This is a genomic window from Winogradskyella epiphytica (assembly GCF_003217215.1).
GTDB lineage: Bacteria > Bacteroidota > Bacteroidia > Flavobacteriales > Flavobacteriaceae > Winogradskyella > Winogradskyella epiphytica.
Genome location: NZ_QJTD01000002.1, coordinates 652,270 through 666,512 on the forward strand (window position 1 = coordinate 652,270; position 14,243 = coordinate 666,512).

General features: G+C 34.7%; 13 protein-coding genes. 1 reads left to right on the forward strand and 12 read right to left on the reverse strand.

Features of this window, described 5'->3' with window-relative positions; translation table 11 throughout:
• Nucleotides 1–101 precede the first annotated feature (101 nt).
• The 12 genes from DFQ11_RS08050 to DFQ11_RS08105 form a co-directional block, all read right to left on the reverse strand.
• Nucleotides 102–1,562, reverse strand: a complete 1,461-nt coding sequence (locus DFQ11_RS08050) for an ATP-binding protein (protein WP_110475335.1) — start codon at nucleotides 1,560–1,562, stop codon at nucleotides 102–104.
• Complete coding sequence (locus tag DFQ11_RS08055) at nucleotides 1,559–2,695, reverse strand: restriction endonuclease subunit S (RefSeq protein WP_110475336.1); 1,137 nt, start codon at nucleotides 2,693–2,695, stop codon at nucleotides 1,559–1,561. The genes DFQ11_RS08050 and DFQ11_RS08055 overlap by 4 nt, the downstream gene beginning before the upstream one ends.
• A complete protein-coding gene (locus DFQ11_RS08060; protein ID WP_110475337.1) occupies nucleotides 2,685–4,244 on the reverse strand; it encodes a type I restriction-modification system subunit M in 1,560 nt (519 codons plus the stop codon). Before DFQ11_RS08060 ends, DFQ11_RS08055 begins: the two co-directional genes overlap by 11 nt.
• Before the next feature lie 73 nt (nucleotides 4,245–4,317).
• Nucleotides 4,318–4,608: a helix-turn-helix domain-containing protein gene (locus DFQ11_RS08065; RefSeq protein ID WP_110475338.1), complete on the reverse strand. Its 291-nt coding sequence runs from the start codon at nucleotides 4,606–4,608 to the stop codon at nucleotides 4,318–4,320.
• Nucleotides 4,609–4,999: 391 nt separating this feature from the next.
• Nucleotides 5,000–6,892, reverse strand: coding sequence for a DUF3987 domain-containing protein (locus tag DFQ11_RS08070; RefSeq protein ID WP_110475339.1), 1,893 nt, complete (start codon nucleotides 6,890–6,892; stop codon nucleotides 5,000–5,002).
• A gap of 92 nt (nucleotides 6,893–6,984) precedes the next feature.
• Nucleotides 6,985–7,959 carry a BT4734/BF3469 family protein gene (locus DFQ11_RS08075; RefSeq protein WP_110475340.1) on the reverse strand — a complete coding sequence of 325 codons (975 nt, stop codon included), beginning with the start codon at nucleotides 7,957–7,959 and terminating at the stop codon, nucleotides 6,985–6,987.
• Nucleotides 7,946–8,242, reverse strand: coding sequence for a helix-turn-helix domain-containing protein (locus DFQ11_RS08080; RefSeq protein WP_110475341.1), 297 nt, complete (start codon nucleotides 8,240–8,242; stop codon nucleotides 7,946–7,948). Before DFQ11_RS08080 ends, DFQ11_RS08075 begins: the two co-directional genes overlap by 14 nt.
• Nucleotides 8,239–8,538 (reverse strand): helix-turn-helix domain-containing protein, encoded by a 300-nt coding sequence (locus tag DFQ11_RS08085; RefSeq protein ID WP_110475342.1) that lies wholly within the window; start codon nucleotides 8,536–8,538, stop codon nucleotides 8,239–8,241. The genes DFQ11_RS08080 and DFQ11_RS08085 overlap by 4 nt, the downstream gene beginning before the upstream one ends.
• Before the next feature lie 231 nt (nucleotides 8,539–8,769).
• Nucleotides 8,770–9,786: a DUF6617 family protein gene (locus DFQ11_RS08090; protein WP_110475343.1), complete on the reverse strand. Its 1,017-nt coding sequence runs from the start codon at nucleotides 9,784–9,786 to the stop codon at nucleotides 8,770–8,772.
• Nucleotides 9,783–10,877, reverse strand: a complete 1,095-nt coding sequence (locus DFQ11_RS08095; RefSeq protein WP_110475344.1) for a site-specific integrase — start codon at nucleotides 10,875–10,877, stop codon at nucleotides 9,783–9,785. Before DFQ11_RS08095 ends, DFQ11_RS08090 begins: the two co-directional genes overlap by 4 nt.
• Before the next feature lie 185 nt (nucleotides 10,878–11,062).
• Nucleotides 11,063–12,472, reverse strand: coding sequence for a tRNA uridine-5-carboxymethylaminomethyl(34) synthesis GTPase MnmE (gene mnmE / locus DFQ11_RS08100; RefSeq protein WP_110475345.1), 1,410 nt, complete (start codon nucleotides 12,470–12,472; stop codon nucleotides 11,063–11,065).
• 106 nt (nucleotides 12,473–12,578) lie between these two features.
• Entirely contained in the window at nucleotides 12,579–13,232 is a 654-nt protein-coding gene (locus DFQ11_RS08105) for a rhomboid family intramembrane serine protease (RefSeq protein WP_110475346.1), read from the reverse strand.
• A gap of 61 nt (nucleotides 13,233–13,293) precedes the next feature.
• On the opposite strand from DFQ11_RS08105, the gene DFQ11_RS08110 reads away from it, so the two are divergent.
• Nucleotides 13,294–14,184, forward strand: a complete 891-nt coding sequence (locus tag DFQ11_RS08110) for a lysophospholipid acyltransferase family protein (protein ID WP_110475347.1) — start codon at nucleotides 13,294–13,296, stop codon at nucleotides 14,182–14,184.
• Nucleotides 14,185–14,243: the final 59 nt, after the last annotated feature.

A 14,243-nucleotide genomic window follows, 5' to 3' on the forward strand; every position in this document is an offset into this window, starting at 1 on the left:
AGTTAAATAAACCATTTTTGTTTTCCGAATTAGAATTAAATAAGGAACGCTTGATTTTCAGTATGTTAATAACTCTTTCCATTTTCTAATTAAATAAACTATTAAGCCCAATAAGGAACATATAAACTGAATTTTTTAGACACATTATCAGCATCTTTCGGTTTTACTTTACCTGATTCTATTGCCTCTTTTATTAATAATGAAATTTGGGATGCCTGTTTATCGTGCATACCAAAACGCTTTCTTAGTGAAGCATTATTAAAGCCTCCATTTCCAAAATATTCTATGATACTATGTTGATAGCACGCTTCTATACGTTCATCATTAGTCATATCTGCATATTTTTTAGGGGCATACATTGTGACTTTAAATGAATTTTCTAACTCTTCAAATTTTAAAGGTGGTAAGCCAAACAGTTCAATAGCAATTACTGCTTTTTCAAATCCTGAGCCTCTTTCCTCACAAATGTTATATCTTCTAAATGCTGATGCTAATATTTCATTTCTTGATTCAGGTGTTGTGCGAATAAGTCTATCTATCTTTTTGGACGGTAATAGCTTTCCAGGATTACTAAAAACAATTCTATCGTCAAAAATTTCAATCATTGGTCCAGAACCTCTAATTGTAAAATCTTGATGAATTAAAATATTTGAAATTAATTCTCTAAGTGCCTGTTCAGGATAAATGGATGTGTCTACTCTTAATGCATTTTTTATCACCTCACTATCTTGCAGCAGTCCTTGGATAAAGACAATAAGCGACTCAAAGCCTACAGCATATCCTTTTCTTCCTGGATATTCTTTGCTTGCACCTGCTTTATTTTTTCCTTCATATTTAATTAGCCGAACAACTTTTCTTGCTAAACCGTCAAACTTGTTTAAATCTTTAGCTGCTGCAATTGCTCCAAAATTGGTGATGTAATAGCCTTTACCATCAACATTTACCAACATCTTTTCATCCTCTAACCATTTTAGAATTTCTTTAATGTCTGATGGTATGGGTTTACCAAGTAGTTCTAAAATTTTATCGTACTCTAAAAGCGTAATTACTTCTACCTCATTTAGTAATTTAGAAGCGTGCAACTCTTCCCAAGTTGGGGCTTTACTGTTTAGCATTAAAGCACCTACATCTGCTCTTGATGCTTTACGTGTTGTGCCACCACTTCTTATAAAACTATCTTCTATGGTTTTTCCTGAAAGATGCACAGGTTTTACCGCACTTTCTGTAATGTAAACAAACAATAATTCTTCGCCTCTAAAGGTTTCTATGCTATGGTCTATTTTTACTAAAGGGTCAACTCCATCACGACAAAGTGATGCCAAACGCTCTACTATATTATCTGCTTCATTTCTTTTTATACCTATAATACTTGCCGTTTTGTTGTTAATGCCAAACACTAAAAAACCACCACCTGGCATATTTGCAAATGCCGAAATATGTTGACATAGTTTGTCGTTTTTTGGCGAAAGGGTTTCTTTCCAATCTATTTCATTGAGTTCTGAAGGTACTTTACCTAAAGATTTATCTAAATAGCTTATTGCTTTTGGTATCCAATTTTTCATAGGCTATGTGCTGGTGCTTTTTGATTGTTCATATTCTCCACAACACCACGCATTAAAACAGGGCATAATGGTTTGATGCAGGCTTTTAACTGCTCATTGATGCGTTTACGGGTTTCTAAGGTGTGGTAAATGGTAACAATGGCTTCTTGTACTTTTATGTCTGGAATAGGTAGTTGTACCCTACACATATTGTCGAAATCAAAAAATTCGTGGGCACTTCCTTCCGATTTAAACCTTGCATATCTATCAAATTCACTTCTTTTAAAGAACATTAGTAAATATTCTGGTAGAAGTTTTTCTTTTTTTGTGATTTCAAAAACTTGATATGCTGATGAAACTGCACAAGCTTTATCGCTTAAATCTCTATAGGCAATTGATATTTTCTCTCCATTTCTTGTGGTTGCACGATTATAAGCAAATTGACCTGGTAAAACGACCTTAGCTGATTTGATGTTCTTACCAACCTGCTTGGGTGTCATAAAATGCTTGTTGTTACTGATACCCTGAAATAAGGTTATACTTTCATCCGAATTTCTTGTATCAATTGGCTTTATATTCGGACCTAAGGCTTCAAGAGGTCCTTTTTTTATTAAATCTTCAATGTAGGTATCACAAATAAGCTGTAAATCTTCTAAGCTATTTTCATAGGTCTTTTGATTGTTAAGCAATCCCTTGTAGAGGTTTACATATTTGCGTTGCTCATCTATATCGGGAATAGGGATTTCAATTTCGCAAAGGCGTTCGTAATCTAAACTTGCTCTAACACTACTATCACTAATAAACCATCCATACCTATCAGATTCGGGTCTTTGAAACCACATCATCATATACTCAGGCAACAACTCATTTTCATCAATTACCTCTATTACAGAATAGGCGGGTGAAATAATGGCAGGTTCATCATCTGTATAAAGAGCTATTCTTATGGTTTCGTCTCTTCCAACTTGCATTGCAGAATAAGCAAATTGCCCTTTTTGAATAATCTTGTACTTAGACAAATCTGTTCCTGAAACATTTGCAACAGAAGGCATAAAATTCTTGGTAATGTTTATACCCAGTAAATTGGTAACCGACAAATTTTTATTGCGGTTATCAACCAGCTGTATATATTTACCAATGGGTTTATAACTCATATCCTAAAGTTTTAAATGCGTTTATGAGTTGTTCTTGACTTTGTTTTTCTTCTTGCAATAGCTCTTTAAAATCACCCTGAATACGCTTCATTTCAGTATCAAAGTCAATACCGCTATCGCCGTCTACAAACTGGATGTATTTGCTTGGAACTAAAGAAAAATCGTTTTCAGCAATTTTGTCAAAATGTACCGATTGGCAATATTCAGGAACATCTTTATAGGTCGTTTCCCAATCTGTTTGTTGCCAATTGTGATAATTCTCGGCTACTTTTTCTATATCTCCAGGAGTTAGCTCAATAAACTTCTTTTCATATTCACTTCCCCAACGTCTTAAATCTATAAAAAGGGTTTCCTTTTCACGGTCACGATAGTTTTTAACTCTATCATTAATTGTAATGGTACGTTGCTTTTTATTGCGGTTTAAAATCCAAAGTGTTACACTTATATCTGTAGTATAAAAAGTATCTCGTGGAATGATGATGATAGCTTCAACCAAGTTGTTTTCAATCAGCTTTCTTCGGATTTTATATTCTTCACCACCACCAGATAAAGCTCCGTTAGCCAAAATAAATCCTGCTACACCATTTTCGGAAAGTTTACTTACCATATTCAAAATCCAACCATAGTTGGCATTGCTTTTTGGTGGTACATCATAACCTCTCCAACGAGGGTCGTCTTGTAACTCATCTGCACCTCTCCAATCTTTTTGATTGAAGGGTGGATTTGCCATAATAAAATCGGCTTTTAAATCTTTGTGTTGGTCGTTTGAGAATGTATCAGCGTGCTTGTCTCCTAAGTTTGCGGAAATACCTCTAATGGCTAAATTCATCTTAGCCAGTTTATAGGTAGTAGGGGAAGATTCTTGACCATAGATAGATACTTCCTTTTTATTTCCTTGGTGGCTTTCTATAAACTTAATAGACTGTACGAACATACCACCAGAGCCACAAGCAGGGTCATAGATAATCCCTTTGTAAGGTTCTATTAATTCTGCCATAAGGTTTACGATGGTTTTAGGGGTATAAAATTCTCCCTTTCCTTTTCCTTCTTTGATGGCGAATTTCCTAAGAAAGTACTCGTAAACTCTACCTATGATGTCTTGAGATTCATCTTCTAAAGTGTTTATTTCATTGATTTTATCAACCAATGATGCCAATTTGGTGCGGTCTAAGCCTAAGCGAGAAAAATAGTTATCTGGTAAAGCCCCCTGTAAAGCAGGGTTATCTTTTTCAATGGTATGAAGTGCCGTATCTATTTTTAAGGCTAAATCATTTTGCTTTGCATTTTTACTGATGTACGACCACCGAGAAATTTCCTCTAAGAAGAATACGTTTTTCATATTGTAGAAGTCTTTCATTTCTACATATTTCTCTTTGCCTTCAGCAATTAGTTCTTCTCTACGCTCTTCAAATTTATCACTGGTAAATTTCAGAAAAATCAACCCTAATACTACGTGTTTGTATTCTGAGGGCTCAACAGAACCTCTTAATTTATCACAAGACTGCCAAAGGGTTTCTTCTATGGATTTGGTTTTTTCGGTTTTACTCATTTATTTTAATGTTTTTTCAACGGTATTCGTGAATGAGCAAGCTCATTTCTTCATAACCATATATGTGTATTTCTTATTTTTTGTTTGCTTTAATATCCTTTTCTGCCATTTTTAAGGCTTGTAATGCTTGTTCTTCACCATTAACTACATCTAATAATTGATCTGTAAGCCAAAGCGATAAAAGCACATCTTTATTTTCGTTGAGTATTTCTGCTATCTTTAGCACCTGTTCCCGTTTTGCTCTGCGTTCGCCACGTTCAATCTTGCTAAACATAGGTGTGTCAATTTCCAACTGAGCCGAGAGCTGCCTTTGGAGTAACCCTTGACTTTCTCTAAGTTCTTTAATGCGATTGGCTAATTTCATCTTTCAGTGTTTATTAATTTCTCCACAGTAAGATGTATTGTTTTAGATTTAATAAATGATTTTTTATAATTCATAGGGGGAATTTTTTTAATCTTTTAAATTTTGACTTGTCAAATATTGTCCAATGTAAGAAAAAATTGTAGAAAAAGAATAAGGAAAACCGTAAAAAAGGAAAAGAAAATAAAGAGGGTTAATTTGCTTGTAATGTGCTTGTTGAATTAAGGATTTACACACAGATTTTTCTATTTCATATCAAGGGAGTTCGTGATACCTTTCAGGAATTAAAGGAAACAGCGGATACGAAGGATATGGAATATGCAAAACTCAGTTGGGTTAATAAACTATACTGCACTAACTGATTTGTCAGGCTATGGCCTGACAAATATATAATTTACACCTCCTTGGAATCTTCCATTTCCTCAACTTCCTCAATAGCTAGATTTATATAAGTGTCCTTTTGTTCACGGTGGATTAGGTTTGCCTTAATAAAACTGGTTATATAGCCTTCGGCTGTTTTTGCAGGAATGTTAAGCTTTTTGGCTACTTCTAAATATTTCTGACGATTGAAGTTTCTAGGTAAAGCATATAAGAATTTTTCTTTACGGTTCTTTCGGGTGGGCTTGGTTTCTTCTTGTGGGAGTTCACCAAAGACTTTGCTTGAATGTTTTACCAATACTTTAATCATAGCCAATGAAGCTTGAAAATCCCTTTCCTCACAAATGAGTTTATTAGAAGTGTCTCCAGTTTGATGGCCTAAATTATATATTTCTCCTGTGGAGCCATCGAATGCCACACCTTTATTATTGAATTGGATGTGTGGCATTTCTAAAATTCTTAAGGCTGAAAAGAGCATACAGAAACGAAATGCAATTAAACCTAACCTTCTAATGGTAGCCATATAGTCCATACCTTGAAGATTGAGGTATTTGACTTGTATTTCACTAAAGAACTGATTGAATTGTTCTTGTTGGTCTGCGGTTAAGTGAAATTGGAAATCTCCATTGACTTTAAGCAACTTATATAATTCGTAGAACTGGTTGCCTAAGTTTTCAAAGTAATCATCCAGTCCGTTTTCTGTTGTACTTGCAAATACGTTTTTCCATACAGGTTTCACATTCATATAGTAAAAAATAAAGCGACTGAACAAACCATTTTCTGCACTTGGTATCAAAGCCGAAACTTGTTTTGGTGTACCTGAAAGGACCGTAGAAAGACAAGGACTTTCTATATCTACAAATTCACGATCCGTTCTTCGATAATAGGAAATAGTTTCGTGGTGGAATGCTTTTCTGAAACCATCACTATAATTTCCGTAATCGCTTTTAAATGCGTGTGCTAATGTATCTCCTTCGGTTTCAAAAATTAACCCTTTGCCATCACTATCGCCCAGTAATTGATATGCTCCTGTTGAACTATTGTTTGCAGGTATAAAGAGCATTTTCTCTGGTGGTCGAGCGGGTTTTTCGATTCCTTCAACTTTTCCTTTATTAGCATTGTATTCGGCCATTTCTATTTCAAAGTGTTGTTTGTGCAATTTAGCTTCCTCTCGTAATTCCTTATGAATTGGATTAACCAATTGGCGACAATGCACCAAACGACCTTTTCCTGCGGATGCTTGTGCAGTTACAAAAAGGAATAGATTGGAGAACACTTTTTTACCATCATAAATACCGTAAATCTTGGGAAAACACGCACTAATGGCCGCCAAAGATCCTAAGAGTAATATATCTCTTTCTTCATCTGATGTTGCTACCTCAACCACTTGTTGCAAGTATTCGGGTATATCAAAATATAAGGATTTTGGGAATGTTGGCATAAGCTCCGTAATCGATTCTTCTTCTTGGTTGTCTTGAACACCTGGAACTTTGGATGATTTGAAATTTCTACTATTAACATTATACTGGTCACTTGACTGCGTTATAATTGAAACACCTGCTTGTTTGGCAAGGAAAAAAAAGGTTTTGAGCGATACACCTTGACCTTTAGATTTTAGGCAATTATCAAATTGCTTGTTGCACTCCTTAATATTGTAACCTGAATAATATTGGCTTACTCTATGAAACAAACTTCTTCCAGACTCTCCAAATTCATCAGCAAATGCAAAGCCTATGCTTATCCAATCGTTATAATTAGGAGCAATATCAATTTGTTTTGCTTCTATGTTTTTAATGACCTTCTCCACTTCTGAATTATTGTCTGTATCTAGTTGGTAATTCTGTTCTGTATTTTGCTGTTGTTGGTTTGGGATTTCCATCCATTCCAACGGATTAAACGTTTTACTCATCTCTTATCTATTTTAAATTATGGTATTCGAACCCAAAACACAATGGTGCCAAGGGTTTTAATTAGGTGTGTTTTGTGTTTCTCATCCATCATCTATAAATATTTTGGATTAATAAACACATTGGGGTCGTGAGGTAAAAAACAAGCTCTTGAAATGTCTTTACCGCAACCATCTACTTCCAAATTGTATGTGTGCTGGATGTAATTGGCAACCGCCTTGAAATAATCTTGATGTTTGACTTTTGTTAGCTCCATAGAAATAATCCATTTTAATCCATCACCAGAGGGGGATGTAAAAAGAAGCTCCGTTTCAAAGTAATTATCTTTGAGTAGTTCTTCTTTTATTTCGGAAATATTACTGATGTGATCAAAGTCAATGGTTAGAAGTCCTGAGTGCTTTTTTAAATGTTTATCGTTACGCTTTGAGAATGCACCTGAGAAGGTTACATAATCGAAATTGAACGCTTTATATTTTCGGGCTTCCTTTTCATCTTGAATGCTACGTAGTGTACTTGTACTCGAAGCATATTCATTGCCTTGGATGAGGTTGTAAACCTCTATCAAGGTTATTTCTTTTGTGGGCACTACATTGGTAACAGGTTTTTTATAATAGCTAAATACTGGCGCTTTCGGTTTTACTATTTCAGGTTCTAATTCCGTAAATATTACTTCATCCTGATTATAAAAACCGTTTTTCTCACCAATCTGCAAATGCAATACTTCATTCAGCTTATCGAGTAGTTCTTTACCAGAAAGCTTAAAATATAGAGCTGCGAAATCAAATACATTACCATCTTCAATAGCTTTTTCGCAATCTGTATGTACTGCACAATTATCTACTACCTTAACCATTAATGTAGATTTATCCGAATTAAATGGGTTTTTAGTGGGTTTACAGTTCCTTCCCGAAAGGGAAAGAACTGTTTGTCCACTATTTCTGATTTCTCCATTCAGTGTGTGCGAATCTCCAGGTTCGGTTTCGCCCGAATAGTACTGTCGTAATACATAGGCATAAATATTTAGGCCGTAATGTGTTTTGCTTAATATGGCTTCCTTATTTACTTCCATCGCACTTAAAGTTTTGGTTGTAATAATTATCTTGAAGAAGCTCATCTATGTCATCTACCTTATAATAGAATTTACCACGAATTCTACTGTAAGGAATAGTACCGTTAGATCGTAATGTTTGCAAAGTGCGTTGGCTTATATGAAGCAATTGCATTACATCTTGGTTATCCATCCACATACCTTTTAATCGTTCTGCTCTCGATTCTTTTAATAATTCGATACGTGCTTTCAAATCCTTAATCTCTTGGGAGAGTGCCAAGAGTAAATCGATTATTTCAGTCATAACTTTACCCTCCCTTTTTTAATTAAATAATCTGCTGCTTTCTTATCAATTTCCTCCTGGGTGGTGTTGCGGTTTCGCAATAACCACTGGTCTAGTTCTGCTCTATTGAAATAGAGCTTTTTACCATTAGGTTTGTAATAAGGAATAGTTCCTGCACTTGTAAGTTTATACAGGTGTGACTGTGATAATTCCAAGTACTTACAAGCTTCATTGAAGTTGAGTACATTCTTCAGAATGATGTTCCGATCTAATACGTGCTTTTCTATAATTTCAAGCCTTTTTAAAATTTCTTCCATCTTATATTGTGTTTAAAAATTTATAAAAGACCTTTGGCCAAAAGTCATATCCGGTTCCCGAATACAGTGCTAAGGTAGACTGATGTACAAGCTGTTATAGGGTGCTGTTTTAGGGCGCAGTGTAGAGTGCAGAGTGCAGAGCGGACAAACAAAAGCAAAAACCCTTGTTGGGTTAGAACAAGGGCTAAATAAAAACTGAAAAAGAATAGTAAGTGTAAAGTGCAGAGTTACCTATTTTAATAGGTTTACGATGTTATCAATTTTATCACCTGTGAGTTTTGGACGTTTTAATGACCTGAATTTTGAACGGTCGAACGGTTCCCCATTTTCATCAACAAAGCAAATACAGGTTACTTCCCATTGCTTTTGTTTTAAACCTTCAACCAGTTTTAAATCACCGTGAATGCACTTTACGAAGTAATAAAGTTCACTGATATTACCAGTCCAAACAACAGGAGTATTGATTTCTGTACCTGAGAAAACTTTTTTAAAAGTTGCCAATGGAGTATCAGTACTTATGAAATTGTTGAGCTTTAAGCTATCCCATAAATCACCAAGTTTATGAGGACTGGTGTTGTACTGTTTGTAAGTGAAAGAATTAAACTGAATGGGTTTGGATGGTTGTTTTGGTTTAGGTTTCTTGATTGGTTCTGGAACAACTTCAATAACTTGTAGCTTTTTGATCGGTAGTTTTTCGGGAATTGGCTCGTTTAATAGTTGCGTGTAAAAGTCCTCCGTAATTAAAACATCATCAACCCAATCTATAAAAGCCTCCTGAACCTCTAAGTATAATTGTATATAGGCAAGTTTAAGAAACTGCATTATAAAGGTGTTCGACTTATGATTCTGATCTAATTGATAGTAGGTGTTTTTAGGATTGATGTACGTTAGTACATAATCCTTCACCTTTATAAGTCTTCCAAGGTCTTTCAGCCTTGTTTTTATTCGTTTGTTAAGGGTATCGTTTAGATAGTAACGAATCAGGTTCTCGTTTCTATCTTCATCAATTGTATAGTACAACTTCTCGAAATCAGCTTTAACAGAATTCAGAATAAGCCTTGAATAATATTTAGTCTTGTTGTTAAACGGTCGGTAAAAATCAATTTCAAACTGCAAAGGCAGTTGAGGTGTATATTCTTTTAAGCTTCTGAATTTAGAAGCAAATACATCATCAATGCTATTTTGAGGCAGCCAAGGTCTTAACTCATAATGAAGGATTTTATCTAAGGTGTTATTTTGATTACTCATAAATCCAGTTTTATTCGGTTAGCCGCCTCTTGCTTTTTTTGGTCGATTACCTTAGCATAAATCTGAGTGGTTTTTAATTCTCTGTGACCAAGTAATTTTGAAACTGTATAGATATCTGTTCCAGCTGAAAGCTGTAATGTAGCATAAGTGTGTCTTGCGCAATGAAAAGTTATCGTTTTTGATATTCCTGCTCTCATCATCCATTGTTGCAACTTCAAGTTGTGCCAAGCGGAATATTTTAAGCCTTTAAAGACTCTTTCATCCTTATCCTGACGCTCTCCAAGCAAGCCAAAGGCTTGTTCTGAAATAGGAAGCGTTTCTGCTCCTTTGGTTTTCTTCTGCCTGAAACGGATATAGTAACCCATTTCATTTGAATGCTGAACTTCGGACCAAAGCAACTTATTTATATCTGACCAACGTAACCCCGTAAGACAAGAAAATATAAATGCTGTTTTGAGTTGTGGAATTTCGCATTCTTCTTTAACCGCGGCTTGTAATTCTTCGAGAGTTAAAAATTCACGTTGAGGTTCTCCTTGTTTAAAACCATCAACACCTTCTGCTGGATTGATTGGAATAAAGCCATCTTTTACCGCTTGTTTTAATGCTGCTCTAAGTTTGTTGAAATAAGAATATTTTGAGTTTTGAGATAGGTTCTGATTACTCTTTGTTTTAGCATCTTTATCAAGGTACTCTTTAAATCCTTGGACAAACTTCCTGTCAACTTCCGCAAAAGTGATGTCCATAGGTATGTGTGCTTTTAAGTGTTTAAGCATACTATCCCAATTACCATAATTTCCCTTACTGTCTATTCGCTTTTCCGTAAGTAGCTGTATGTAATTTATAAAGCTTGCCTTTAGTTTTTCATTATCCCGAAACCCATAAACTCCATTTTGAATTTCTATTTGTCGCTGTGCTCTAATTGTTTCTGCTAATTGAAGGGTTTTCTTGTTGACCTTCTTTTCATCCTTGGATTTTGGATTCGGTTCTAAATAGAGTCTTAAGTACTCTGTTTTACGTTTCCCCTTATGGTAGTAATCCAAGTATAAACTTGTCTTACCACCTTGATTGCGTTTTCTTAATGTCACCTTCATATCTCCAAAAGTTTTACGGTTGTTTCTGTAACAGCAAAATTGTTGTTAGCAACAAAATTTGTTTCTATAACAACAAATTAGAAACGAAAGGTACGTAAAAAAGAGATGTTTAGCAACAAGAAAAAGAAGTTAAATTCCTATAAACACCTATAATCCAAAGGATTGACTAAGAAAGAGGAGGGTGATTACTTTCCGATACAGAAATTAGCGAAAATATTCCCCAGTAAATCATCATTTGTTATCTCACCTGTTATTTCACCAAAGTGATATAATGCTTGTCTAATATCAATTGCTAATAAATCGCCCGAAAGATCCGTTTCAAGACCGTATTGTACTTTTTGAATTTCTTCAAAAGCTTTTAATAAGGCATCATAATGACGGGAGTTGGTAACGATAGTCTCATTATTTCTTAAAGCGCCAGTGTTTATTAAATTGAGAAGCTTATTTGTTAATTGTTCTACTCCAAATCCAGTTTTTGCAGATATTGGAATTAAAGTAGACGTTTCTGAGCTTAATGCGGAAGTAATATCTGCTAAGTCTGAATCCGTAATTTGATCGATTTTGTTTAAAATAACCAAAAGTTGTTTTTGAGGAAATCTATTTTTTATTTTTTCAATTTCGATAGAAACTGTCTTTATCGCTTCGTCACCAAGCGCTAAAAACTGACTGTTAACTAAAAACATCACCACCTGAGCTTGCTCAATCTTTTCGAAAGTCTTCTTAATTCCAATACTTTCTACGACATCTTCGGTCTCACGAATTCCAGCTGTATCAATAAATCGGAAACCAATTCCTCCAATGGAAATTTCATCTTCAATTGTATCTCGCGTGGTTCCGGCGACATCCGAAACTATAGCTCTATCTTCATTCAGCAGCGCATTTAGTAAAGTAGATTTTCCCACATTAGGTTCTCCAACAATCGCTACCGGAATTCCATTTTTAATAACATTTCCAACAGCAAATGAATCTATCAGGCGCTTCAAAACAAAAACGATACGCTCTATCAATGCTTTAAATTGCGTTCGGTCTGCAAATTCAACATCCTCCTCGGCAAAGTCTAATTCTAATTCAATTAAAGACGCAAAATTTAATAACTCCTCTCGTAACTTGGCGATTTCCGAAGAAAAGCCACCACGCATTTGCTGCATAGCTATTTGGTGCGAAGCTTCATTATCACTCGATATTAAATCAGCTACAGCTTCAGCCTGACTTAAATCAAGTTTACCGTTTAAAAATGCTCGCAAAGTGAACTCTCCAGGAGTTGCCATTCGGCAGCCTTGTCTTAAAAATAATTGAATAATTTCCTGTTGAATATAAGAGGATCCATGACAGGATATTTCCACAACATTTTCACCGGTATAAGAATTAGGATCTTTAAAAACGGAGACTAAAACCTCATCGACGGTTCTATCATTATCAATGATATGCCCTAAGTGTATCGTATGCGTTGCTTGCTTCTCTAAATTTTTATTAGAAACCGATTTAAAGCATTTTGAAGCCTTCGCAATAGCGTCTTTCCCTGATAATCGTATAACGGCAATGGCACCGCTTCCTGATGGTGTTGCTAAAGCTACAATAGTATCGTTATGCATGATTCAATTCTTTACTGCAAAAGTATTGCAAAATATATGATTGCCAAGATTTAAAGCCTGAGTATTTTAAAGTTGAAATCTATATATCAATTGCACTTTGCCTTACTATTTAATTCAATTTTCCTGTTTTATGTAGAACGAAGAGTATAACAATTGGAATGGCCAATAAAGCAATATATCCGAGGTCTGTTTGAAATAAACTCGGCATCATTATTAAAGTCACGACATACCCACCAATGGCTCCACCAAAATGAGCATCATGCCCAATATTACCGACTTTATTTTTCATTCCGTAAATAGAATATAGCAAATACCCAATACCAAAAACATAACCTGGAATTGGTATAGGAATAAAAAACATATACAAGCTCATATCTGGCTGTAAAAGTATCGCTGCATATAATATTCCAGTTACTGCCCCACTCGCTCCTATCGCACTATACCAAGGTTCATCTTTATGAAAATAAAGAGATAGAAGGTTACCAAAAATAAGACTAGCAAAATATATCACTATAAATTTAAATGAGCCTAACACACTAACCACCGAACCCGCAAAAAAATAAAGTGTAAACATATTAAACAACAGATGCGTGACATCTGCGTGCAAAAATCCTGAACTCAGCATTCTAATTTGCTCTCCGGCTTTAATGCTTCCTACATTAAATTTATATTTTTCAAAAAAGCCACGGTCACTAAATCCTTTAAAGGACATCATAACATTGGCTGCAATAATCACTATGGTTACTAAACCTAAATTGTACATAAACTCTAATCTTATAAATCAAATATAATATATATTTGTGCTTCAAAGCTAACATACTTCGATGCAACTTATTGCTTATATTATAACTTATCCTATTCTTTGGTTAATCTCTATTCTACCTTTTAGATTGCTTTACGCCTTTTCTGATGTTGTTTACTTTATCATGTTCAGGCTAATTGGTTATAGAAAAGCCACTGTAAAAGAGAATTTAAGACTAGTTTTTCCTGATAAACCTGAGGAAGAAATCAATAAAATTACGAGTCAATTTTATCATCATTTTTGTGATATGATGGTGGAAGCAATAAAATCGATGACCATTTCTGAAGCGGAATTAAGAAAACGTTATACGTTTACCAATGTTGACCTTATCCACGATCTTGAAAAAAAACAACGTAGTATCATTTTAATGTGTGGCCATTATGGAAGCTGGGAATGGGTATTTATATTACAGAAACAAATAAAACATAAAGGTTATGCCGTTTACAAACGCTTAGCTAATAAATATTTTGATCGATTAGTAAAGCGAATTAGAGCAAAACATAATTCTTATTTAATTACGACAAAGGAAACTTTCGAAGTATTAAACAAATCAAAGAAAAAAGGTGAACTAACTATTAACGGCTTTGCAGCAGACCAATCCCCAAAACCAAATAAAGCGCATCATTGGAACGAGTTTATGGGCATAAAGGTGCCAATGTATACTGGTGCCGAATTAATGGCGAAACGCTTAGATATGGCCGTAGTGTTTTTTGCAGTGAAGCGACTAAAACGTGGTTATTACGAAACGACCTTTACAACTATTACCGAACATCCGAAGGATATAAAAGATTACGAAATCACAGACGCCTATTTCAAATTAGTTGAAAAGCAAATTATTGAAGCTCCTCAATACTATCTATGGACGCACAGACGTTGGAAACATAGAGACAAAGTTCCTGCTGAATTCCAATAAATTATAATAACAAAAAACAACCCTTAACTAATGCTAAAGGTTATTTTTTGTCTTAAAAT

Coding starts and splice junctions, on each gene's coding strand:
- DFQ11_RS08050 (WP_110475335.1), bottom strand. CDS start 1,562: ATGAAAAATTGGATACCAAAAGCAATAAGCTATTTAGATAAATCTTTA.
- DFQ11_RS08080 (WP_110475341.1), bottom strand. CDS start 8,242: ATGACTGAAATAATCGATTTACTCTTGGCACTCTCCCAAGAGATTAAG.
- DFQ11_RS08105 (WP_110475346.1), bottom strand. CDS start 13,232: ATGTACAATTTAGGTTTAGTAACCATAGTGATTATTGCAGCCAATGTT.
- DFQ11_RS08075 (WP_110475340.1), bottom strand. CDS start 7,959: ATGGAAGTAAATAAGGAAGCCATATTAAGCAAAACACATTACGGCCTA.
- DFQ11_RS08065 (WP_110475338.1), bottom strand. CDS start 4,608: ATGAAATTAGCCAATCGCATTAAAGAACTTAGAGAAAGTCAAGGGTTA.
- DFQ11_RS08055 (WP_110475336.1), bottom strand. CDS start 2,695: ATGAGTTATAAACCCATTGGTAAATATATACAGCTGGTTGATAACCGC.
- DFQ11_RS08085 (WP_110475342.1), bottom strand. CDS start 8,538: ATGGAAGAAATTTTAAAAAGGCTTGAAATTATAGAAAAGCACGTATTA.
- DFQ11_RS08090 (WP_110475343.1), bottom strand. CDS start 9,786: ATGAGTAATCAAAATAACACCTTAGATAAAATCCTTCATTATGAGTTA.
- DFQ11_RS08095 (WP_110475344.1), bottom strand. CDS start 10,877: ATGAAGGTGACATTAAGAAAACGCAATCAAGGTGGTAAGACAAGTTTA.
- DFQ11_RS08110 (WP_110475347.1), top strand. CDS start 13,294: ATGCAACTTATTGCTTATATTATAACTTATCCTATTCTTTGGTTAATC.
- DFQ11_RS08070 (WP_110475339.1), bottom strand. CDS start 6,892: ATGAGTAAAACGTTTAATCCGTTGGAATGGATGGAAATCCCAAACCAA.
- DFQ11_RS08060 (WP_110475337.1), bottom strand. CDS start 4,244: ATGAGTAAAACCGAAAAAACCAAATCCATAGAAGAAACCCTTTGGCAG.